Here is a 22,294-nt window from a genome sequence, read left to right as displayed (position 1 = left end):
CCCCGCTCAGTGGAACTCGGGCAGGCGCATCATGCCCTCCTGCACCGTGGTGGCGATCATCGTGCCGTCCCGCGTGAACATCTTGCCGATGGCCAGACCCCGGGACGAGGATGCGCTGGGGGAGGTCTGGGTGTAGAGGATCCACTCGTCCGCGCGAGCGTAGCGGTGCCACCACATCGCGTGGTCCAGGGACGCCACGTTCATCCCCGGTTCCACCCAGGACTTGCCGTGGCGGCGCAGGATGGGCTCCATCATCGTGTAGTCGGAGACGTAGGCCAGGGCCGCCCGGTGGATGTTCGGGTCGTCCGGCAAGGGGGCCAGCGCCTTGATCCACACCGCGTTGTACGCATCCTGCGCACCCTTCCACGGCAGGAACAACGGCTCGGTCACGTAGCGCATGTCGAAGGGCCGCTCGAACGCGGTCGCGCGGGCCTCGGGGATGTCCAGTGCCCCGAGCGTCTCGCGCAGTGCGGGCAGCGACTCCGGATCGGGCACGTTCTCGGGCATGGGCTCCTGGTGCTCCAACCCCTCGGCGGGATCCTGGAAGGACGCGATCACGGACAGGATGGTCTTCCCGTGCTGATAGGCGTGGATCCGCCGGGCGGAGAACGAGCGACCGTCGCGGACCCGTTCCACCCCGAACGTGATGGGGACCTCGATGTCACCGCCACGCAGGAAGTAGGCGTGCAGGGAGTGGATGTGCCGGTCCGGCTTGACGGTGCGCATGGCCGCCATGGCCGCTTGCGCCAGGACCTGCCCCCCGTACACCCGCGCTCGTGGCGAGGTGATGGTGTTGCCCACGAAAATGTCTTCCGTGGTGCGGGCCCCTCCTCCGTCCGCGAGTTGGAGCATCTGGATGAGGGCTTCCACGGGGTCCTGCAACGGGTCGACTGTCATGGCACCACTCTAAACCGGGCATCGGGTGTGATCTGATAGAGCCATGACTTCCCTCAACGTTCCCGTCCAGATGCGGTTCTTCGACCAGGACCAGTACGGCCACATCAACAACGTGACCATGCTGCGCTACTTCGAGGACGCCCGTGTGCGGCTCACGGCGTCCCCCATCAAGGCGGACGCCCAGCACGGCATCCCCGAGGACACGACCTTCCGCGAATCGGTGGGCAAGAACCGCACCGTGGTGGTGCACCAGAGCGTGGACTATAAGGAGCAGCTGTTCTTCCGCCAGGAGCCGGTGTACGTGCGCACGTGGATCTCGCGCGTGGGCGGTTCGTCGTTCACGATCTCCTACAGCCTGGAGGAGGAGGACGGTTCGCACGTCTACGCCGAGGGCGAGTCGGTCATCGTGGTCATGGACCCGGACACGGGGAAGAGCATGAAGCTCACGGATGACCAGAAAGCACTGCTGGCCACGCTCGAGGACGAGGTCAAGGAGCCGGACGAGCGATGAGCGACCCTGGTGATACCCGCACGGACGGCTTCCTGCTGCAGGACCGGCAGGACGCCGCCGATCTGGCCACGTACCTGAGCCGCGCCCGCTCGGTGGATCCGCAGGCGGCCGTCCGGTTGCAGGGCTTGGACCGGGTGCTCGCGGCGTGGGTGTCGGTCATCCACCCGGCCGGACTCCTGGACACCGCACCCGTGGTGCTGGGGCTGCGCACGATGTCACTGGCGCAGTCGTGCGAGCTGGACGTCACCGTGGCCGTGGCCGCCATCACGGACCGGCTCGCGCGCGAGACGGGCGCTCGCGGGTCCGACGACGACGCCCCGGTGTGGATCAGTGCCCCGCCGCAAGAGGTCTCGGCCTCCTGGGCGGGGATCGTGGCCCCCCGCACGGGGTGGCGCTCCCTGGGGTCCGTGCCCGCCCACCGCGTTCGCGACGTGGCGCACCGCGGTATCCGGACCGTGTCCGATTCCGTGCCCACCAACTCCGGCGCCGCCGTGGTCCAGAAGGTCCGCGCGCGGGTGTGGGGTGCCGGGTCCGGTTGGGGTCCCCTGGAGGGCCCGGAGATCCCCGACGGCGCCGCGTTTGCCCTGGACGTCCTGGGGTTCATCCCGGCGTCCGAATCGGACGTGCACGTCGCGGCCGAGGCCTCGGGCCAGTGGGTGCGCCTGAGCACGGGCGCGGGTCACGTGCTCGTCAAGGTCTCCCGCTGAGACCCGGCCCCGCCCGGTAAGGCAGTGCCGGGACCGGGCCCCCGCACGCGAGGAGAACGCCTCAGCCGGGGCGGTTGACCATCGCGTGGGCGGCGCGGTCGAAGTAGTCCCACATGATGCCGTCGTGTAGCGGGGACAGCTCCAGGGTGTCCATGGCCGCGCGCATGTGCGTCAACCACGTCTCTCGCGCCCACGTGTCCACGGGGAACGGGGCGTGGCGCATCCGCAGTCTGGGGTGCCCGCGCTGTTCGGAGTACGTGGTGGGTCCGCCCCAGTACTGCTCCAGGAACATCCGCAGCCGCTCCTCCGCGGGTCCCAGGTCCTCCTCGGGGTACAGCGCCTTGAAATCGGGGTCCTGCGCCACGCGCGCGTAGAACTCCCGGGTGAGCTTGGCGAACGTCTCGTGCCCGCCTACCTGGGCGTAGAACGAGTCCGACGACGCCGCTTCGGCCACGCCCCGCGCGTCCCCCACCTGTTGCGGGGGCTGAGTCACCGAGCCGGCGGCCGACCGGGAACCCACCGCACCCAGCGTGAAGGTGCGCCGCCCCGCCGGAGCAGCGGCCTGCGGGTCGAGTGGCTGGGAAGAGTCCTGCGTCCCACTCATCGGTCGGCCTCCGGGGTGTGGGCCGTGGTGTCCTGCACCGCCGCGGCGTCCACGGCCTGGGCGCGCACTGCGCGGCGCGCGGCGTCCTGGCGTTCCAACACGATCCGCCTCAACCCGGACAGGGCTGGGTCCAGCCGGTCGAGGAACGCCTGGGCGGCGTCGACCGTGTCCCGGCCGACGGCGCGGGGGAACAGTCCCACGGCGATCTGCTGCGCGAGTTCGTGCGTGCGCTCGGTCCACACACCCGTGACGGCGTCGAAGTAGCGAGAGGAGTACGGGGTGACTAGGGCGTCGTCGTGCACGCGGAAGAACCCGGCGATGGCCGCTTGCTGTTGGGAGTTGGGCAGCGCGCCCTCGGTCACGACGAGCCGCCACGCCTCGGCCTTGGCCTCCGGGGTGGGGATCGCGGCGCGCGCGGTGGCCGCGGCGATCGCACCGGTCTCGGTGTTGTCCTCGGCCAGCGCACGGTCGACGTCCTCGGCGCCCTTGCGGCCGGCCGCGACGAGCGCGATCAGCACGGCCCAGCGGGTGTCCGTGTCCAGTTCGATCCCCTCGGGGACGCCCCCGTCGAAGAAACCCTCGATGCGATCGAAATGCGCCTCGGTGCACGCCCGGCGCAGGAAGGCCCGGAAGAACTGCCACTGGTGGTCGGAGCCCGCCTCCGCGGCGGCCGTGAGATCCCACAGGGTGTCCGCGGCCCGGGCCCGGACCTCGTCCGCGTGCTCGGGGGCGAGGTAGCGGTCCAGGGCCACATCCAGCTGGCGCAGCTGCACCTGCACGGCCGTGGAGTCGGTCTCGTGGCCCACGTTGGAGAGCACGAGGTCCACGTAGTCGCGCGCCGGGCTCACGCCGTCGTGCACGGAGTCCCACGCCGCGGCCCACACGAGCGAGCGGGGCAACGACTCCTCGAAGTCTCCGAGGTGGGTGGTGGCCGTGGCCAGGGAGCACTCGTCCAGGCGGATCTTGGCGTAGGCGAGGTCGTCGTCGTTGAGCAGCACCAGGTCCGGGAGTTCGCGACCCACGAGCTGCGGGACGTCGGTGAACTCGCCGTCCACGTCCAGCTCCACGCGGAACGTGCGGCTCAGCAGTCCGGTGTCCTCACGGTGGTCGTAGAAGCCCACGGCCACGCGGTGGGGCCGCAGGGTGGGATGGCCGTCCTGGCCCAGCTGCTCGATCCGGAAGGACGTGATGACGCCATCGTCATCGGCCTCGACCTGCGGCACCAGGGTGTTCACGCCCGCGGTCTCGAGCCAGCGCGCGGACCAGTCGGTCAGGTCGCGCCCGCTGGCCGCCTCGAGCTCGACCATGAGGTCCGAGAGCTCCGTGTTGGACCACGCGTGCTTGCCGAAGTAGCGGTTGAGCCCCGCCATGAACTCCTCCTGGCCCACCCAGGCCACGAGCTGCTTGAGCACCGAGGCACCCTTGGCGTAGGTGATGCCGTCGAAGTTCACGAGCACCGCCTCGAGGTCCGGGATCTCGGCCTTGATGGGGTGGGTGGTGGGCAGCTGGTCCTGTTCGTAGCCCCAGGACTTCTCCCCGGCCGCGAACGTGGTCCACGCGTTGGTGTACCGGGTGTTCTGCGCGCACGCGAGCGTGGACATGTACTCGGCGAAGGACTCGTTGAGCCACAGGTCGTTCCACCAGCGCATGGTCACGAGGTCCCCGAACCACATGTGCGCGAGCTCGTGCAGCACGGTGATCGCGCGGCGCTCCACGCGGGCCTGCGCCGGCTTGGAGCGGAAGACGTAGGACTCCACGAAGGTCACCGCGCCCGCGTTCTCCATGGCGCCGGCGTTGAACTGCGGCACGAAGAGCTGGTCGTACTTCTCGAAGGGGTAGGACACCCCGAACTGGGACTCGAAGAACTCGAAGCCCTGCTTGGTGACCTCGAACATCTCCTCGGCGTCCACGTACTTGAACAGGGAGCGGCGCGCGAACAGGCCCAGCTCGATGGTGCGTCCGTCCGAGGAGACCAGGCTGTCCGTGGTCTTGACGTAGGGGCCCGCGATCAACGCGGTGATGTAGCACGAGATCACGGGGGTGGGGGAGAACTCCCACCGGGCCACGCCGTCCGCCACTGGGAAGGGTTCCGGGGTGGGCTGGTTGGACACCACGTCCCAGTCGGCGGGTGCGGTGACCGCAAACTGGAACGTGGCCTTGAGATCGGGCTGTTCGAAGACCGGGAACATCCGGCGGGTGTCCGCGACCTCGAACTGGGTGTAGAGGTACACCTGATCGTCCACGGGATCCACGAACCGGTGCAGGCCCTCACCCGTGTTCATGTAGTACATCCGGGAGTCCACCACGAGCTCGTTGTGCTCGGCGAGATCGGGCAGGTCGATGCGCTCGCCGTTGCTGACCTTCGCGGGGTCCAGGAAAGTGCCGTTGAGGGTCACGGAATCCACGGACGCGGTGATCGCGTCGATGAATGTGTGCGCTCCCGCTTCGGCATCGAACGTCACCGTGGTGCGCGCCCGGAAGGTCTCGGGGTCCCCCGTGAGGTCCAGATCCACGTGGTAGGACTCGACCGAGATGATCCGCGCGCGCTCGGCGGCCTCCGCTCGGGTCAGGTTCGTTCCGGGCACAGCGGCGTTCCTCTCCTCGACGACAATTCGATGCCCGCGCGGGGCATCTTGCCATTATGGCAGCCGTCGCAAGTCCCGCCGCGGGCCCCACGCCGCCGACTCGGGCCCGCGTTCTTCCTCGCACCCATACCGCGACGGCACGGCCCCTCCGCCGGTCCGATCGTTGCCCGGGCGCGAGCCGGGGGAGCGCCCGCGCCGGTGGGATCGGCGGCTAAGGTGGAGGCGACCCTTTCCCGTCGCGGAGCAGACGTGCCGGTTGCCCCGCGACCACCCCGTCCAGGAGTTGCTGACGTCCCATGCGCGTGCACATTGCCACCGACCACGCTGGCCTCGAGCTGTCCCACTTCCTCATGCAGCGGCTGAGCGAGGACGGTTACGAGATGATCGACCACGGCCCCGCGGTCTACGACGCCGCGGACGACTACCCCGCGTTCTGCATCAGTGCTGCCCAGGGGGTCCGCGAGGACCGCGAGAACGGTCTGGACTCGCTCGGCATCGTGCTGGGTGGTTCCGGTAACGGCGAGCAGATGGCGGCCAACCTGGTCCGGGGGATCCGCGCGGCCCTCGTGTGGAACGAGGACACCGCCCGGTTGGCCCGGCAGCACAACGACGCCCAGGTGATCGCGATCGGCGGGCGCCAGCACGGCAACGACGAGGCCCTGGAGCTCGTGCGGATCTTCCTCGCCGAGCCGTTCTCGGGGGAGTCCCGGCACGTGCGCCGAATTGAGCAGCTCGCCGAGTTCGAGCGCACCGGGGACATCGTGGGCCACCTCTCCGAGGTCCCGGTCCGCCCGTACACGCAGGACTGAGCGGGGGCGTCGGACGTGCCCGAGGGCCACTCAATCCACCGCCTCGGGCGTCAGCTCGGGGACCTGTTCGTGGGCCAGCGGTTGCGCGTCTCGAGTCCCCAGGGCCGCTTCGCCGCGGGTGCCGCCGTGCTGGACGGGCGCGTCCTGACGTGCGCCCGCGCCCACGGCAAGCACCTCTACCTGGACTTCGCGGCGCCCTGTGATCCGGACGACGTCGTGGTCATGCGTTCGCACCTCGGCATCTACGGCGCGTGGAGTTTCGCGGGGGACGAGCAGTTCGCGGCGGCGTCCTCTATTGGCGCCCCGCGCCGCGTGGGGGAGCGCGAGTCCGGCTCCGCGGAGGAATCGGCAGTGGCGTACGACGACGCCGGACGGGTCGTTCCCGAGCCCCCGGTCGGTGCCGTGCGGGCCCGGTTGGCCGGCGAGCACGGGTGGGCGGATCTACGCGGGCCGGCCCTGTGCACGGTGGAGACACCGGAGGAAGCGCGGGCCGCGGAGGCCAAGCTGGGACCGGACCCCCTGGACCCGCAGGCCGATCCGGAATCGTTCCTGCGTGCCGCGGCCAAGAGCAAGCGGGCGATCGGCGTGCTGCTCATGGAGCAGAACGTGGTGTCGGGGATCGGCAACATCTTCCGGGCGGAGTCCCTGTTCCGCCGGGGTGTGAACCCCATGACGCCCGGAGCCTCGCTGACCCGCGAGGACCTGCTCGGGCTGTGGGAGGAGAACGTGACGCTCATGGCCGTGGGGGTGCGCGTGGGCCGGATCATCACCACGGATCCGGCGGACCGCCCCGACATCCCGGACCTCGAGGCATGGCCCGAGCATGCGAACTACGTCTACCACCGCCACGGGCAGCCGTGCCTGCGGTGCGGGACCACCGTGCTCAAGCGCGACCTCAACGGGCGGGGGCTCTACTGGTGCCCGAGCTGCCAGGCGTGATGCGGCCTCGCACCCACCGTGTGCCCGGTCCGGTTCGACGCGGCGTCGTACTGCGAGAGTCTTCCGGGGAGGGTGTCGGGAGAAGGGTCGCGGGAACGAGGAAACCCCGCGGCGCACACGGGTACGGCGGGGTTTCGGGGATCGCTGAGGGGATGACGGGAATCGAACCCGCGTAGCCAGTTTGGAAGACTGGGGCTCTACCATTGAGCTACATCCCCGGGGACGTTGAAAGAGTACACGAGCCCCAGAAACCGTGCCAATCACCGGGTTCTACCACCCGGTTGCCGGGTGCGGGGCTGCGACACGATAGACTGTCGTGATGTCGGCTCGCCCGCGGGCGAGCCGTCGACCTCGTTCCGTCCACGGGCGGAGACGAAACGGAGCGCGTGTCGGGCACGTGATCCCGGGGTGTAGCGCAGTGGCTAGCGCGCCTGCTTTGGGAGCAGGAGATCGCAGGTTCGAGTCCTGTCACCCCGACGTCTGAGCGTTGCAGCGCGTCGCGTTGCGGCGCTCGTTGACCGACCGGACCGACCCCGGTCCGTTGTAGCAAGTACCCATCGACCCCAGGAGTGACAGCGGAAGTGAAGAGCGCCGTCGAGAAACTCAACCCCACCGAGGCGAAGATCACCATTGACATCGCTTACGCGGATCTGAAGCCGTTCGTCCAGAAGACCTACAAGGAACTGGCCGAGCAGATCCAGATCCCCGGCTTCCGCAAGGGCAAGGTGCCCTCCAAGCTCATCGACCAGCGTGTGGGCTTCGACTTCGTGGTGGAGAACGCCCTGAACGAGGGGCTCAACGACTTCTATCAGCAGGCCCTCGCCGAGCACGAGCTGACCCCGCTGTCGCAGCCCCAGGTCGAGGTGCTTTCCAAGCCGGAGGGTGACGACCGCGAGGCCGACAGCCAGGTGGAGATCTCCGTGGCCATCCGTCCCGAGATCGAGCTGCCCGACTACAAGGGTCTGAAGATCGAGGTGGACGCCCGTGAGGCCTCCGCCGAGGACGAGCAGAAGGCCCTGGACGAGCTGCGCGGTCGCTTCGGCACCCTCAAGACCGTGGATCGCCCCGCGGCCGAGGGTGACCACGTGACCCTCGACCTGCAGGCGCTCGTGGACGGCGAGGAAGTGGACGCCGCCAACGACCTGTCCTACGAGGTGGGCTCCGGCACCATGCTCGAGGGCATCGACGAGGCCGTGACCGGCCTGTCCGCGGGTGAGGACGCCACGTTCGAGACCACGCTGGCCGGTGGCGAGCACTCCGGTGCCGAGGCCACGGTCAAGGTCAAGGTCACGGCCGTGAAGGAACGCGAACTGCCCGAGGTGGACGACGAGTTCGCCCAGCTGGCCTCCGAGTTCGACACCGTCGATGAGCTCAAGGAGGACCTGAAGAAGCAGGCCGCCGAGTCCGTCGCCGTCGAGCAGGGCATCGAGGCCCGTGACAAGGTGCTCGAGAAGCTCGTGGAGCTCATCGAGGTCCCGGTCCCCGAGAACGTCATCGAGGAGCAGGTCACCCAGCACTTCGACTCGCCGCAGGCCCAGGCCTCCGCCGAGCCCGGTCACGACACCGAGGAGCACCGTGCCGAGGTCCGTGAGAACGCCGCGACCGCGTTCCGCAACGAGATCATCCTGGACGCCGTGGCCGAGGCCGAAGAGGTCGGCGTGGAGCAGTCCGAGCTGATCGACTACATCGTTAACATGTCCCAGCAGTACGGCATGGACCCCAACCAGTTCGCACAGATGCTGGACGGCTCCGGCCAGGCCGGGATGATGGTCGGTGAGGTGCGCCGCCGCAAGGCCCTGGCCAAGGTCCTCGAGTACGCCACCGTCACCGACTCCAACGGCAAAGCCGTGGACCTGTCCAAGTTCGTGGGCTCCGCGGACGACGACGCCGCCGACCAGGGTGCCGAGGCCGAGTCCGCTCCGGCCGTCTCCGAGGAGACCGCCGCGGACGAAGCTGCCACCGACGAGGCCGCCGAGACCAAGTGAGTCACCCGTTGGCACCCGGGTGAACCGGGTGCCAACGGCCTCCGCGCAACGCCACGACGAGCCCCCCACCGAGGGGACGTCGTGGCGTTTCGCTGTCCGCGTGCCACCATGCGCCAGAAGCGAACACCGCGGAACACCGGGCGTGCACGGGGAGACGGCGCACTACGCTGCTGAGACAGAACGTGTTCATGGGTTCGGTTCGGCGGCGCTCGTTCGACCCGGACCCGTCCAGCAGAAAGAGGGCATTCATGACCTCCACTCCCATTCAGCCGTACGGTGCCGCACCGGCCACTCCGCGTATGGAGGACATGGCGCCGGGTGGTCAGGACGACTACGTCTACAACCGACTGCTCAAGGAACGCATCATTTGGTTGGGTTCCGAGGTGCGGGACACCAACGCCAACCTCATCTGCTCGCAGATGCTGTTGCTCTCCGCCGAGGACCCCGAGGCGGACATCTACCTCTACATCAACTCCCCGGGCGGTTCCGTCACGGCGGGCATGGCGATCTACGACACCATGCAGTTGATCCCCAACGACGTCGTCACGGTCGCCACGGGCCTCGCCGCGTCCATGGGCCAGTTCCTGCTGTCCTCCGGGACCAAGGGCAAGCGCTATGCGACCCCCAACGCGCGCATCCTCATGCACCAGCCCTCGGGCGGCATGGGCGGCACCGCGTCCGACATCCGCGTGCAGGCCGAGCTGATCCTGTCCATGAAGCAGCGGCTCGCGGAACTGACCGCGGAGCAGACCGGTCAGACGCTCGAGACCATCCTGCGCGACAACGACCGTGACAACTGGTTCGACGCTCAGCGCGCCCTGGAGTACGGATTCTTCGACCAGATCGCCCAGTCTGCCGGCAACGTGACCGGTGGCGGCGGAACCATGAAGGACTCCCAGTAAGCAGCGCGCGAGCTGCCAGAACCACCCATAGACTTTCAGGACGGACCAATGAACTTGCCTCACGCCACTGCACCGCAGTTGCCCACCAGCCGCTACGTGATCCCGGACTTCGAGGAACGCACGCCGTACGGCTACCGCCGCCAGAACCCGTACACCAAGCTGTTCGAGGACCGGATCATCTTCCTGGGCGTCCAGGTGGATGACACCTCCGCGGACGACATCATGGCGCAGCTGCTCGTGCTCGAGTCCCAGGACCCGGACCGGGACATCACCATGTACATCAACTCCCCGGGCGGTTCGTTCACGGCCATGACGGCCATCTACGACACCATGCAGTACATCCGCCCCGAGATCCAGACCGTGTGCCTGGGTCAGGCGGCCTCCGCGGCGTCCGTGCTGCTCGCGGGCGGTACTCCCGGTAAGCGCCTCGCGCTGCCCAACGCGCGCGTGCTGATCCACCAGCCCGCCATGGAGGGCCAGGGCGGCGGTCAGGCCTCGGACATCGAGATCCAGGCCAACGAGATCATGCGCATGCGCACGTGGCTGGAGGAGACCATGGCGCTGCACACCAACAGGGCTGCGGAGGAGATCAACCGCGACATCGAACGCGACAAGATCCTCACGGCCAAGGAGGCCCAGGAGTACGGCATCATCGACCAGGTGCTGGACTCCCGCAAGATCAACAAGCCCTCCACGGTCACGCAGGCCTGAGCGGCGACCCGGAGGCGCAGCTTCCGGGGGTGACGAGGGGACCGACGGCCACGGTGCACGGATATGCGGCGTGGCCGTCACGCGCCTCGGCATGATTGGGCGGGCCGTGAGAAGCTCGCTTAGAGTGGACCCAGCATCCGTCAAGACGAACTGTGAGGCTGATACATGGCGCGCATCGGGGAGAGCGTTGACCTGCTCAAATGCTCCTTCTGCGGCAAAAGCCAGAAGCAGGTGCGTAAGCTCATCGCGGGCCCGCGGGTCTACATTTGTGACGAGTGCATCGAGCTGTGCAACGAGATCATCGAGGAGGAGCTCACCGAGGTCACGGAGACGGACCAGGCGGAGCTGCCCCGCCCGCAGCAGATCTACGATCACCTGCGGGAGTACGTGATCGGCCAGGAGCCCGCCAAGCGTGCGCTGGCCGTGGCCGTGTACAACCACTACAAGCGCATCCGCGCGGGCGTCTCCGGGCACACGCTCACCATTGCGGGCTCCGAGGGGGACGAGGAGGCCATCGAGGTGGCCAAGTCCAACATCCTGTTGGTGGGACCCACGGGGTCCGGGAAGACCTACCTCGCGCAGTCCCTCGCCAAGAAGCTGGACGTGCCGTTCGCGGTCGCGGACGCCACCTCCCTGACCGAAGCCGGATACGTGGGGGAAGACGTTGAGAACATTCTTCTCAAGCTCATCCAAGCCGCTGATTTCGATATCAAGAAAGCGGAGCAGGGGATTATTTACATTGACGAAATCGACAAGATTTCTCGTAAATCTGAGAACCCCTCGATCACGCGGGACGTATCGGGCGAAGGGGTCCAGCAAGCGCTCCTGAAGATCCTCGAGGGCACGGTGGCCTCCGTGCCGCCCCAGGGTGGCCGCAAGCACCCGCAGCAGGAGTTCCTGCACCTGGACACCACCAACGTGTTGTTCATCGTGGCGGGAGCGTTCGCGGGTCTCGAGGAGATCGTGCAGCAGCGCACGGGCAAGAAGGGCATCGGTTTCGGTGCGCCCATCCGGGACACCGCGGACGTGGATCTCACGGGTCAGGTCCAGCCCGAGGACCTGCTCAAATTCGGACTGATCCCCGAGTTCATCGGGCGGCTGCCCGTGGTGGCCACGCTGTCCAAACTGTCCGTCGCGGACATGGTACGCATCCTCACCGAACCCAAGAACGCGCTGGTCAAGCAGTACCGCAAACTCTTCCAGCTCGACGGTGTGGAACTCACCTTCGACCCGCAGGCACTCGAGGCCATCGCGGAACTGGCCATCGAACGCGGCACCGGCGCGCGCGGTCTGCGCGCGATCCTCGAGGACATCCTCATGCCGGTCATGTTCGAACTGCCGGGCCGCGACGACGTCGCCGCGGTGCTCGTCACCGAGGACGCCGTGGCCAAACTGGCCGACCCCGAGATCTTCACGCACGAGATGATCGACGCCGAGCGGCGTCGCCACAAGTCAGCTTGAGCGAAAGAACCGAACGCCCGAAAGGACACCTCATGGCCGAGAAGCAACACGTCGATTTCTGGTTCGATCCCCTGTGCCCGTGGGCCTGGATGACCTCCCGCTGGATGGAGGAGGTCGTGCGCATCCGGGACGTGGAGGTGGACTGGAAGATCATCTCGCTGGGCATCCTCAACGAGGACAACCCCGAGAACCACCACCACGGCCACGACGAGTCCATGTGGCTCGTGCGCGTGATCCAGGCCGCGGCCGAGCAGCACGGCGGCGAGTACTACAAGAAGCTCTACGACGCCATGGGCTCCCGTCGTCACCCCGGTGGCATGCAGGACCTCGAGGCGATCATCACCGAGTCCCTCGCAGAGGTCGGTCTGCCGGCAGACCTCGCTGCGGCCAAGAACTCCACCGAGTACGACGACGCCATCCGGGCGTCCACGGACGAGGCCCGTGCCGTGGCGGGTCAGGACATCGGCACCCCGTGCATCGCCGTGAACGGCGTGGGCTTCTTCGGTCCCGTGTTCACCCCGGCGCCCAAGGGCGAGGAGGCCGGCAAGGTCTGGGACGGCGCCCTGGCGCTGGCGTCCTACCCCGGCTTTTACGAGCTCAAGCGCGGGCGCGAGAAGGGCCCCGACTTCAGCTGACGTCCCGCGGCGGCGCGTGCGCCCGACCGCTGCAGGCATGAACGAACCCCGTCACGCACGTGGCGGGGTTCGTTCATGCGCCGGGTGCAGCGCGGAGTGCCCGGTGTGCCGGTGCCGCCCATCGGACCGGGCAAGGACGGCTCCGCGGGGGGGCGACGGCGTTCGTGATGTGCCGAGGGGCCCGATCCCGCACGACGCAGGACGGGGCCCCTCCATGTCGACTCAGGCCTGTGGCGCTTCCTCGAGCTGGACGTCACTCACGGCCAGCTCACCCTCGGCGCCGGTGAGCGTGAGGTCTGCGGCGTTACCGGCGGCCTGGAGGTCCTCCAGCCCGGCGCGCAACTGCTCGAGCTGAGCGGCCGGGCCCGAGATCACCGCGGAGGTGACCGCGGTGCGCTGCTTGACCTTGGCCTCGGACTTGGCCTTGCGCAGCCCGGACAGCGCCTCGCCCACCACGGTGAGCACCTCGGGATCACCCGCGCGAGCGGGCTCAGCGAACCCGTCGGTCACGGGCCAGGCCGCGCGGTGCACCGAACCGGAGCGCCACCACGACCACACCTCTTCCGTGGCGAATGGGATGAACGGGGCGAACAAGCGCAGCAGGGTGTCGAGCGTCGTCGCGAGGGCCGCGTGCACCGAGGCCTGCGCGGCCTCCCCGCGGGAACCGTAGGCGCGGTCCTTCACAAGCTCCACGTAGTCGTCCGTGAAGGTCCAGAAGAAGGACTCGATCAACTGCAGGGCGCGCGCGTACTCGTACTCCTGGAACGCGGTGCTCGCGCGCTCCACGACGTCCGCGAGCTGGGCCAGCAGGGAGCGGTCCAGACCGTTGGTCACCACGGAACCGTCCGTCCCGGAGCCCAGCACGGAGGCCTCGGTCACGCCCTGGGCCAGCACGAACTTGGATGCGTTGAGCAGTTTGATCGCCAGGCGACGGCCGATCTTCATTTGGCCCTCGTCGTAGGCGGTGTCCGCGCCCAGGCGGGCCGACGCCGCCCAGTAGCGCACCGCGTCCGAGCCGTACTTCTCGAGCACCTCAGTGGGGATCACCACGTTGCCCTTGGACTTGGACATCTTCTTGCGGTCCGGGTCCAGGATCCACCCGGACAGTGCCGTGTGCTTCCACGGCACGGTCTGCGCCAGCGTCTCGGCGCGCACCACGGTCGAGAACAGCCACGTGCGGATGATGTCGTGACCCTGCGGGCGCAGGTCCATGGGGAACGTGTTGGCGTGCAAGGTCTCGTCCACGGCCCAGCCGGTTGCGATCTGCGGGGTCAGGGAAGAGGTTGCCCAGGTGTCCAGGACGTCCGGGTCCGCCATGAACCCACCGGGCTGATCGCGCTGGTCCTCGGTGTAGCCGGGGGCCACGTCCGTGGTGGGATCCACGGGCAACTGGTCTTGGGCGGGGAGCACGGGGTGGTCGTAAGCCGGTTCACCGGACTCGTCCAGCGGGTACCACACCGGGAACGGCACGCCGAAGAAGCGCTGGCGGGAGATCAGCCAATCCCCGTTGAGACCCTCGATCCAGTTCTCGTAGCGCGCGCGCATGAACGAGGGGTGCCACGAGATCTCACGGCCCCGGTCGATCAGGGCGTCGCGGCGCTCGGCGTCCCGACCGCCGTTGCGGATGTACCACTGGCGGGAGGTGACCACCTCGAGGGGCTTGTCGCCCTTCTCGTAGAAGTTCACGGGGTGGGTGATCTTCTTGGGCTCGCCTTCCATGTCACCGGAGGCGGCGAGCAGTTCGACCACGGTCTTCTGCGCGGAGAACACGGTCTTGCCGGCGAGCTGCGCGTAGTTCTCGGCCGGGGCGCCGTCGGCGATCCATGCGGGCTGCTCCGAGGCGAAGCGGCCGTCGCGGCCGATCAGGGCGCGCGTGGGCAGATCGAGCTCGCGCCACCACGTGACGTCGGTGAGGTCACCGAACGTACAGATCATGGCGATACCCGAGCCCTTGTCCGGCTTGGCGAGCGGGTGGGCCTTGACCTCGACCTCGACGTCGAACAGCGGGGAACGCACGGTGGTGCCGAACAGCGCCTGGTAGCGCTCGTCGTCCGGGTGGGCCACCAGCGCCACGCACGCGGGCAGCAGCTCGGGGCGGGTGGTCTCGATGAAGACCTTCTCGCCGTCCGGTCGGTGGAACGCCACGCGGTGGTAGGCACCTTCGCGTTCGCGGTCCTCGAGCTCGGCCTGGGCCACGGCGGTGCGGAACGTGACGTCCCACATGGTGGGGGCCTCGGCCATGTACGCGTTACCGGCCTCGTAGTCCTTGAGGAATGCGAGCTGGGAGACCTTGCGCGAGTGCGCGTCGATCGTGCGGTACGTGCGGGTCCAGTCCACGGACAGACCCAGGGTGGAGAACAGGTGCTCGAAGACCTTCTCGTCCTCGACCGCGAGTTCCTCGCACAGCTCGATGAAGTTCTGGCGGGACACCACGTCCCAGTCGCGCTGGTTCTTGGCCGGCTTCTCCGGAGGCTGGTAGCCCTCGATGTACGGCTTGCCGGGCTCGCAGCGCACGCCGTAGTAGTTCTGCACACGGCGCTCGGTGGGCAGGCCGTTGTCGTCCCAGCCCAGCGGGTAGAACACGTTCTTGCCGGACATCCGCTGATAGCGGGCGATCACGTCCGTCTGCGTGTAGGAGAACATGTGTCCCACGTGCAGGGAGCCGGAGGCCGTGGGCGGGGGAGTGTCGATCGAGTAGACGTCCTCGCGCGTGGTGTCCTCGCGGAACGCGTACGTACCGTTCTCGCGCCACTGCGCGGAGTACTTCTCCTCCAGGCCCTCCATGGCCGGCTTGTCGGGGACGTTCACCGCGGTGGTGGACGCAGCGCTGTCGATGATTTCGGGCGTGTCTGTACCCTCGAGGTTCTGTGCCATGTGCTCCAGTCTCTCATGCACGCGGGCACGGACCGTCGTAGCGTGGGGGCATGGCACGTTTGCACATCCACCGCATTCGCGAAGACGCCGCGCGAGACGATGGCGCTCGGATCCTGGTCGATCGCTTGTGGCCGCGCGGGGTCAGAAAGGACCATGCAGCCCTGGACCACTGGTTCAAGGGGGTCGCCCCGAGCGACGAGTTGCGCAAGTGGTTCGGTCACGACCCCGAGAAGTTCGACCGCTTCGCGCAGCGCTACCGCGAGGAACTCGACGAGGATGCCTCCGGGGAGGTCGCGCAGCTCAGGAGCGTGCTGCGGGACGTAGACTCCGCGACCCTGCTTTATGACGCGAAGGACGAGGAGCACAACAACGCCGTTGTGCTCCTGGGCTGGTTGCGCGATCACCGCAGTGGTTTCTGAAACGTCCTAATCGAGCCGATCCGGATTGTTCTAAGTCATAATTCCGCGCGCTACGGTGGAGGTATGACTCAGAACACACATCCCACCTACAAGGATCCCAAGCCGCTCGGCAACGGCAAGGTGGCCGTGGTCACCGGTGCCTCCACGGGCATCGGCGAGGCCACGGTGCGCCGCCTGCGCGAGAGCGGGTGGACGGTGTACGCCGTCGCCCGTCGCGCGGAGCGTCTCGAGGAATTGGCCCGGGAGACCGGCGCGAGTGCCGCGCCCACCGACATCACCGACCAGGCGCAGGTGGATGCGCTGCGCGATCGGGTGCTCGGCGAGCAGGGCACCGTGGACGCGATCCTCAACATCTCCGGCGGAGCACGCGGCACGGACACGGTGGCCGACGCCAAGGACGAGGACTGGCAGTGGATGTACGACGTCAACGTGATGGGCACCCTGCGGGTGGTCCGCGCGTTCCTGCCCACGTTGCGGGCCAACGGTGAGGGCACGGTGCTGAACCTGACCTCGATCGCCGCCCAGCGCGTCTACGAGGGCGGAGCGGGCTACAACGCCGCCAAGTACGCCGAACGCGCCATGACCGAGGCGCTGCGCCTCGAGGAGGCTGAGCACAACGTGCGCGTGGTGGAGGTGGCGCCCGGTCTGGTGCACACTCCCGAGTTCTCGCTCATGCGCCTGGGTGGTGACCAGGCGGCCGCGGACAAGATCTACGCGGGCGTGGAGAAACCGCTCTCGGGCCAGGACGTGGCCGAGGTCTGCGCCTTCGCCGTGGAACTGCCGCATCATGTGGACCTGGACACGATCACGGTCAAGCCCGTGGCCCAGGCTGCGCCGCACAAGATGATCCGCACGAACAACTGACAGCGTACATTGCGGTGACCGGCCGCCGGTGCCTCGGAGCACCGGCGGCCGGTTGCACCTGGTGGGCCGGTCCTTCCCATCCGCCCGGCGCCCCATGACCGGTCAGCGGAATGCCCTGGCTCTGCTTGGTCCGGCCGCACCGGCGAGAGCGCGCACGGAGCGGTTGCGGCCGAACGGGAGCATGAATTAGGTTAGGCTTGCCTTATCAAATTCAGTGACCCAGGAGTGTCCATGTCCCCTCACCGGTCCGGGAACGCGTCCCGGCAGTTCAATCGTCGCACCCTGCTGGGCTCCGGTCTGGCCGTGGCCTCCCTCATGGGGCTCGCGGCGTGTTCCACGGGCGCGCGGGACGGGGACGGGCAGGCGCAGACCCCCGGTGCCACGGCGTCGTCGAGCCCCACGGACACGTTCCCCGTGGAGGTGACACACGCCCTGGGCACCACGAAGGTCGAGGCCGCGCCGCAGCGGGTCGTGTGCGTGGGCGCGAGCAACACGCAGGACTTCGTGGCCGCGCTCGGCGTGGTGCCGGTGGGCATGACCAAGGTGGCCTGGGGCGGCAACGCGAACGGGTCCACCGACTGGTTCGACGCCAAGGTCTCAGAACTGGGCGGGCAGACGCCCAAGGCCATGGACGAGTCGGACGGTGTGAACTTCACGGACATCGCCGAGCTGAGCCCGGACCTGATCGTCGCGGTGAACTCCGGGGTCACCCGGGAGGAGTACGACCGCCTCACGAAGATCGCCCCGGTGGTCGCGTACCCCACGGGCCCGTGGGTCAACTCGTGGCAAGACATGCAGCGTGTCACGGCCAAGGCCCTGGGCCGTTCCGCGGCCGGTGACGAACTCGTGAGCCGCACCGAAGAACTCGTCTCCCGGCGCTCCGACGAACTCGGCGCGGCCAAGGGCAAGACCTTCATCTACGGTGACGTCTCCCAGAGCCTGGGGTTCTACGGCCCCGCGGACGGACGCCCCCGCTTCTTCACCGAGCTGGGCATGAATCTCGCGGACGCGGTCAAGGACAACATCACGGAGGATCAGTTCTGGCGCGAATGGCCCCGCGAACGTGCCGACGAGCTCACGAGCGACCTGTTCGTGGCGGCCGCGGAGGACGACGCCCAGGCCGAGAAGTTCCGCACGGATCCGATCCTCAAGACCATCCCCGCGATCGCGAGCGGGCGGGGGATGTTCCTCACGGACAAGCAGGACGTGCTCTCCGGGTACTCGTCCTCTCCGCTGTCCATGCCCCACGCGCTCGACGCCCACATCCCGGCGATCAAGACCACGCTGGGGGCCTGACCCTTCGTGCCCGGCAGTTCCACGTTCGCCCGTCCCGGCGCCGCGCCGTCCGCCCCGCGCGGGCGCACGCGGGGTCGGGGTATGTCCTGGCTCGCCATGGCGGCACTGCTGCTCGTGGCCGTGTTCCTCTCGATCTCGTACGGGTCCCGGCCCATCGGGCTGGGTGTCACGTGGCACGTGGTCCCGCACGTGTTCTCGGGTGACCCGGGGGCCGTCCCCGGGGTTCCCGCGCTCGACGGCGCCGTGGTCGAGTCCCGCGTGTGGCGCACCGGGGCGGGCCTGCTCACCGGGGCCGCGCTCGCCGTGGCCGGGGCGCTGCTACAGGGTGCCACGCGCAACCCCCTGGGCGATCCGGGCATCCTGGGGCTGACGGCCGGGGCCGCGTTCGCGGTCGTGGCCGGCGGCGCGTTCCTGGGTCTGACCGGCGTCACGCACCAGTTGTGGCTCGCGGCGCTGGGCTCCGCCGTGGCCGTGGCCGCCGTGTACGCGCTGGCCTCCGCGGCCCGGGGCGGGGCGCGTCCGGTGACCCTGGCCCTCACGGGGGCGGCGGTCTCCGCGGGTCTCACGGCGCTGACGAGCGCGGTGCTGTTGAGCAACCAGGCCACGTTCGACACTTTCCGGCGCTGGCAGGTCGGTGAACTGACCCGGCCGGACGGTACGTTCCTGGTGCTCGCGAGCCCCGTGATTCTCGTGGCCCTGCTGCTCGGGTGGACGCTGGCCCGTTCCCTGGACACCCTGACCCTGGGCGAAGCTCTGGGTCGCGGACTTGGGGTGAACCCGGCGCTCGTGCGCGGCCTCGCGGGCCTGGCCGTGGTGCTGCTCTCGGGCACCTCCACCGCACTCGTGGGCCCGCTAGTGTTCTGCGGACTGCTCGTACCCCACGCGGTGCGTTCGCTGGTGGGCATCTCCTACCGCAGGATCGTCCCGGCGTGCCTGCTCGCGGGCCCGTTCATCGTCCTGCTCGCGGACGTCGTGGCGCGCGTGCTCGTCCCGGACCGGGAGATCCAGGTGGGGATCGCGCTCGTGGTGATCGGCGCCCCCGCGCTCGTGGTCGTGATCCGACGCAGGGGAGTGGTGGCCGCGTGAGTCCCGCCGTTTCCCCTTTTCCCAGGACGACGTCGCTGCCCGCCCCCGCGACCGTGGCCACCGTGCGCGCGGGACGCTCCCGCTCCCGACGCCGCACCCGCCGGGTCACGGCGCTGCTCGTGCTTGTCCTGGTCCTCGCCTCCTTCGCGCGGATCGCACTGGGCAAGTATGTCGTGGCCGTGCCCGACCTGGTCGCCGTGCTCACCCACGACTACTCCGGCCCCGCCGCGTACATCGTGTGGGACATCACCCTGCCGCGCACGGTGCTCGGGATCCTCACGGGGATCGCCTTCGGGATCGCCGGTCACCTGTTCCAGCGCGTGCTGCGCAACCCCCTGGCCTCCCCGGACATCATGGGTGTCTCCTCCGGGGCCGGGCTCGGCGCGGTCGCGGCCATCACGCTGGGCGGGCTCTCTGGCGCCGCGGTGACACTCAGTTCCCTCGCGGGTGGTTTCGGCCTCATGGTCGCGGTGGTCCTGGCCGCCGGGGGCACGAGGGCCAACATCGGCAAACTCGTGCTGACCGGCGTCGCGGCGGGAGCACTGACCGCCGCGGCGATCAACGCGGTGCTGACCCGCGCGGACATCTATGCGGCCCAGGACGCGATGCAGTGGCTCACGGGTTCACTCAACGCTGCCCGGTGGGTGGACATCGCGCAGGTGGGGATCTGCCTCGCGATCCTGCTGCCCGTGTGCGCGGTTTTGGCGCCCGCGGTGGACACGCTCGGCGCGGGGGATCCCCTGGCCGCCGGGCTCGGGGTGCACGTGCGGGCCACGCGGCTCGCGGCCCTCGGGCTCGCCGTGGTGCTCGTGGCCGTGGCGGCCTCCGCCGTGGGGCCCGTGGCGTTCGTGTCGTTCATGGCCGCACCCATTGCGAGGGGGCTGGGTGGCGGTGCGGGTCACGCCCGGCACGCCGCGCTCGTGGGCGCGGTGCTCATGGTGGTCTCAGACTACGTGGCCGCGGAGACGATCCCCGGGCTGGCCCTGCCCGTGGGTGTGGTCACCGCGGCGGCCGGCGCGCCCGTGCTGCTGTGGTTGTTGATCGGGCGAGGAAAGGCGGAAGCATGACGTCCATGACCGATCCGAACCGGGCCGGGGGGACCGAGCAAGGCGAGGACGCGGCGTCGTCGTCCGAGCTCGCGGTGCGTGGGCTGACCGTGGGCTACGGCGAGACGCCGGTGCTGCGGGACGTGAACGTGACGTTCCCCGCGGGGGCCGTGACCGCTCTCGTGGGGGCCAATGGTTGCGGGAAGTCCACGCTGCTCAAGGCGTGCGCGCGCCAGCTCACCCCGTCCGCCGGAGAGATCCTCGTGGGCGGGGCGGACGTGAGTCGGTGGCACCGCACCCGGTTCGCGCGCACCGTGGGTTTCCTCCCACAGGACCCCGTGGCACCCGAGGGCGTGACCGTGCAGGAGCTCGTGGCGCGCGGACGGCACCCGTACCGTGGCGCCTTCGGACGGTGGCGTGCCCAGGACGACGACGCCGTGGCGGAAGCGGTCGAACTCACCGGGTTGGGGGAGCTGCTCGAACGCCACGTGGGGGACTTGTCCGGCGGTCAACGTCAACGCGTGTGGATCGCCCTCGCGCTCGCGCAGCACACGGACGTGTTGTTGCTCGACGAACCCACGACGTATCTGGACATCGCGCGCCAGGCCGAGATCCTGGACATCCTCACGGCACTGCAGCGCTCCCGAGGGATCACCCTGGTCATGGTGCTGCATGAACTCTCGCTCGCGGCGCGGTACGCGGACGTGCTCGTGGCACTCAAGGACGGGGCGGTCGCCGCGACCGGTTCGGCCGAGCAGGTCATGACCGATGAGGTGGTCAGCGACGTCTTCGACATGTCCGCGCGGGTGCTCCACGACGCCCCCACGGACGCCCGGCTCGTGATCCCGTGGACGGGACCGGCGAACACTCCAAGATCACCCGAGGAGGTACTGCCATGACGGAACTCGCATGTGTGACGGCCACCGTCACGGGACGCACGAAGCTCAGCAAACACCTCGTGCGCGTACGTGTGGCGGGGCAGGAATTGCGGATCATGCCGTGGGGTGACCAGGGACCGGGCCCCCGCACGGACGCCTACCTCAAGGTACTGATCCCACCCACCCCCGGGGCCACCGTGGCGGTGGACGTGAGCGACATGACCCGTTGGCGACGCGAGTTCATGGCCGCCCCGCCCGAACGCCGGGGTTGGCTGCGCACGTACACGGTGCGCGATGCGGCCGAGGTGGAGCTGGCCGGGCACACGGTCCCGGAGCTGGCCATCGACGTGGTGCTCCACGACGACCCCGAGCATGGGATGGGCCCCGGGGCCGCGTGGGGTGACACCGTGCGCGAGGGTCAGGACGTGCAGCTGCTCGTGCCCTCGGGCGGGTCCCCCTGGTGGGCCGCGTGGGACGAACGGCGTGCGGCGGACCAGGACGTCGTGCTCGCTGGGGACGAGACTGCCCTGCCCGCGCTCGCCGCGATCATCGACGGCATCGAGCGGGGGGTGCACGTGGGTGCGCCTGCCCCTTCCGCCCCGCCCCGCAGCGTGACGATCGCGGTGGAGGTCCCTTCCGAGGACGACGCCGTGGCCGCGGTCGGCCCGCGCGCCCTCGCCCGGGCGACGTCGTCCGACGGGCACACCCTGACCGTGACGCTGCGCGGCGGCACCGAACTGCACTGGACGTGGCTGCCCCGGCGGGGACGCCCGCGCGGACTAGACCTGGAGCTATGGCTGTGGCACCGGTTGTCCGAGCGCGCCCGCCGCTACTGGGAGGTCGGTCACGGCGAGCCCGAGGCCGCCCCGTCGGAGGAGGCGGACTTCGTATGGGACGTCGCCCGCCCGGAGGGCCGCGGTACCTACTGGTTCTTCGCGGCGGAATCCGCCACGGTCAAGTCGCTGCGCCGGATGTGCGTGAGCGGGGGAGTGCCCAAGACGGACATCTCGTTCATGGGCTACTGGAAACAGGGAGCGGCCACGGAGTGACCCCGCGGATGTGACGTCCGAGGTCAGTAGAGGCGG

The 22,294-nt window shown here is 69.1% G+C and carries 20 protein-coding genes and 2 tRNA genes; 17 read left to right on the top strand and 5 right to left on the bottom strand.

The annotated features are described in order from the left end of the window. Positions 1-6 precede the first annotated feature (6 nt). Positions 7-897: an acyl-CoA thioesterase gene (locus tag IE157_RS07640; protein WP_064847267.1), complete on the bottom strand. Its 891-nt coding sequence runs from the start codon at positions 895-897 to the stop codon at positions 7-9. Positions 898-940: 43 nt separating this feature from the next. Here IE157_RS07640 and IE157_RS07635 point away from each other — a divergent pair, with 43 nt between their 5' ends. Continuing rightward, positions 941-1,408, top strand: a complete 468-nt coding sequence (locus IE157_RS07635) for an acyl-CoA thioesterase (RefSeq protein ID WP_193519611.1) — start codon at positions 941-943, stop codon at positions 1,406-1,408. Then, a complete protein-coding gene (locus IE157_RS07630; protein ID WP_085107751.1) occupies positions 1,405-2,115 on the top strand; it encodes a hypothetical protein in 711 nt (236 codons plus the stop codon). The genes IE157_RS07635 and IE157_RS07630 overlap by 4 nt, the downstream gene beginning before the upstream one ends. 61 nt (positions 2,116-2,176) lie before the next feature. Here the strand turns inward: IE157_RS07630 and IE157_RS07625 are convergent, their stop codons facing one another. Both IE157_RS07625 and pepN read right to left on the bottom strand, forming a co-directional pair. Then, positions 2,177-2,569, bottom strand: a complete 393-nt coding sequence (locus IE157_RS07625; protein ID WP_035962646.1) for a globin — start codon at positions 2,567-2,569, stop codon at positions 2,177-2,179. A gap of 146 nt (positions 2,570-2,715) precedes the next feature. Further along, positions 2,716-5,304 (bottom strand): aminopeptidase N, encoded by a 2,589-nt coding sequence (gene pepN, locus IE157_RS07620; protein ID WP_193519609.1) that lies wholly within the window; start codon positions 5,302-5,304, stop codon positions 2,716-2,718. 296 nt (positions 5,305-5,600) lie between these two features. Here pepN and IE157_RS07615 point away from each other — a divergent pair, with 296 nt between their 5' ends. Then, the gene (locus IE157_RS07615; RefSeq protein WP_085107757.1) at positions 5,601-6,113 is read left to right on the top strand and encodes a ribose-5-phosphate isomerase; all 513 of its coding nucleotides are present in this window, start codon (positions 5,601-5,603) and stop codon (positions 6,111-6,113) included. 15 nt (positions 6,114-6,128) lie between these two features. Then, a complete protein-coding gene (locus IE157_RS07610; protein WP_064847272.1) occupies positions 6,129-7,052 on the top strand; it encodes an Fpg/Nei family DNA glycosylase in 924 nt (307 codons plus the stop codon). Positions 7,053-7,199: 147 nt separating this feature from the next. On the opposite strand, the gene IE157_RS07605 is transcribed toward IE157_RS07610, so the two are convergent. Continuing rightward, a tRNA-Gly gene (locus IE157_RS07605) sits at positions 7,200-7,270 on the bottom strand. 186 nt (positions 7,271-7,456) lie between these two features. Here IE157_RS07605 and IE157_RS07600 point away from each other — a divergent pair. The 6 genes from IE157_RS07600 to IE157_RS07575 all read left to right on the top strand — a co-directional run bounded on the left by IE157_RS07600 (position 7,457) and on the right by IE157_RS07575 (position 12,746). Next, positions 7,457-7,529, top strand: a tRNA-Pro gene (locus tag IE157_RS07600). A 104-nt stretch (positions 7,530-7,633) separates the two neighbouring features. Then, entirely contained in the window at positions 7,634-9,037 is a 1,404-nt protein-coding gene (gene tig, locus IE157_RS07595; RefSeq protein WP_035962210.1) for a trigger factor, read from the top strand. A gap of 299 nt (positions 9,038-9,336) precedes the next feature. After that, positions 9,337-9,939 carry an ATP-dependent Clp protease proteolytic subunit gene (locus IE157_RS07590; protein ID WP_035962642.1) on the top strand — a complete coding sequence of 201 codons (603 nt, stop codon included), beginning with the start codon at positions 9,337-9,339 and terminating at the stop codon, positions 9,937-9,939. A 48-nt stretch (positions 9,940-9,987) separates the two neighbouring features. Further along, positions 9,988-10,650 (top strand): ATP-dependent Clp protease proteolytic subunit, encoded by a 663-nt coding sequence (locus tag IE157_RS07585; RefSeq protein ID WP_035962208.1) that lies wholly within the window; start codon positions 9,988-9,990, stop codon positions 10,648-10,650. A 165-nt stretch (positions 10,651-10,815) separates the two neighbouring features. Continuing rightward, positions 10,816-12,111: an ATP-dependent Clp protease ATP-binding subunit ClpX gene (gene clpX / locus IE157_RS07580; protein ID WP_193519607.1), complete on the top strand. Its 1,296-nt coding sequence runs from the start codon at positions 10,816-10,818 to the stop codon at positions 12,109-12,111. Positions 12,112-12,143: 32 nt separating this feature from the next. Further along, positions 12,144-12,746 carry a mycothiol-dependent nitroreductase Rv2466c family protein gene (locus IE157_RS07575; RefSeq protein WP_098055016.1) on the top strand — a complete coding sequence of 201 codons (603 nt, stop codon included), beginning with the start codon at positions 12,144-12,146 and terminating at the stop codon, positions 12,744-12,746. A gap of 222 nt (positions 12,747-12,968) precedes the next feature. Here IE157_RS07575 and valS read toward each other — a convergent pair whose 3' ends face one another. Further along, positions 12,969-15,620, bottom strand: coding sequence for a valine--tRNA ligase (valS, locus tag IE157_RS07570; RefSeq protein WP_193519605.1), 2,652 nt, complete (start codon positions 15,618-15,620; stop codon positions 12,969-12,971). A 50-nt stretch (positions 15,621-15,670) separates the two neighbouring features. On the opposite strand from valS, the gene IE157_RS07565 reads away from it, so the two are divergent. The 7 genes from IE157_RS07565 (at position 15,671) to IE157_RS07535 (ending at position 22,258) form a co-directional block, all read left to right on the top strand. Continuing rightward, positions 15,671-16,039 (top strand): DUF488 domain-containing protein, encoded by a 369-nt coding sequence (locus IE157_RS07565; RefSeq protein WP_064846141.1) that lies wholly within the window; start codon positions 15,671-15,673, stop codon positions 16,037-16,039. Between the two features lie 63 nt (positions 16,040-16,102). Further along, the gene (locus IE157_RS07560; RefSeq protein ID WP_193519604.1) at positions 16,103-16,903 is read left to right on the top strand and encodes an SDR family oxidoreductase; all 801 of its coding nucleotides are present in this window, start codon (positions 16,103-16,105) and stop codon (positions 16,901-16,903) included. Positions 16,904-17,134: 231 nt separating this feature from the next. Next, positions 17,135-18,199, top strand: coding sequence for an ABC transporter substrate-binding protein (locus IE157_RS07555; protein ID WP_193519602.1), 1,065 nt, complete (start codon positions 17,135-17,137; stop codon positions 18,197-18,199). Positions 18,200-18,280: 81 nt separating this feature from the next. Next, complete coding sequence (locus IE157_RS07550; protein WP_318281383.1) at positions 18,281-19,285, top strand: FecCD family ABC transporter permease; 1,005 nt, start codon at positions 18,281-18,283, stop codon at positions 19,283-19,285. Then, positions 19,282-20,352, top strand: a complete 1,071-nt coding sequence (locus tag IE157_RS07545) for a FecCD family ABC transporter permease (protein WP_286738352.1) — start codon at positions 19,282-19,284, stop codon at positions 20,350-20,352. Before IE157_RS07550 ends, IE157_RS07545 begins: the two co-directional genes overlap by 4 nt. Before the next feature lie 5 nt (positions 20,353-20,357). Further along, complete coding sequence (locus IE157_RS07540; protein ID WP_179861286.1) at positions 20,358-21,230, top strand: ABC transporter ATP-binding protein; 873 nt, start codon at positions 20,358-20,360, stop codon at positions 21,228-21,230. Continuing rightward, positions 21,227-22,258 (top strand): siderophore-interacting protein, encoded by a 1,032-nt coding sequence (locus IE157_RS07535; RefSeq protein WP_193519599.1) that lies wholly within the window; start codon positions 21,227-21,229, stop codon positions 22,256-22,258. The genes IE157_RS07540 and IE157_RS07535 overlap by 4 nt, the downstream gene beginning before the upstream one ends. Positions 22,259-22,294 lie beyond the last annotated feature (36 nt).

It is taken from the genome of Kocuria marina, from assembly GCA_014652975.1.
Lineage (GTDB): Bacteria > Actinomycetota > Actinomycetes > Actinomycetales > Micrococcaceae > Kocuria > Kocuria marina.
This window is presented reverse-complemented; position numbering and strand designations above follow the sequence as displayed.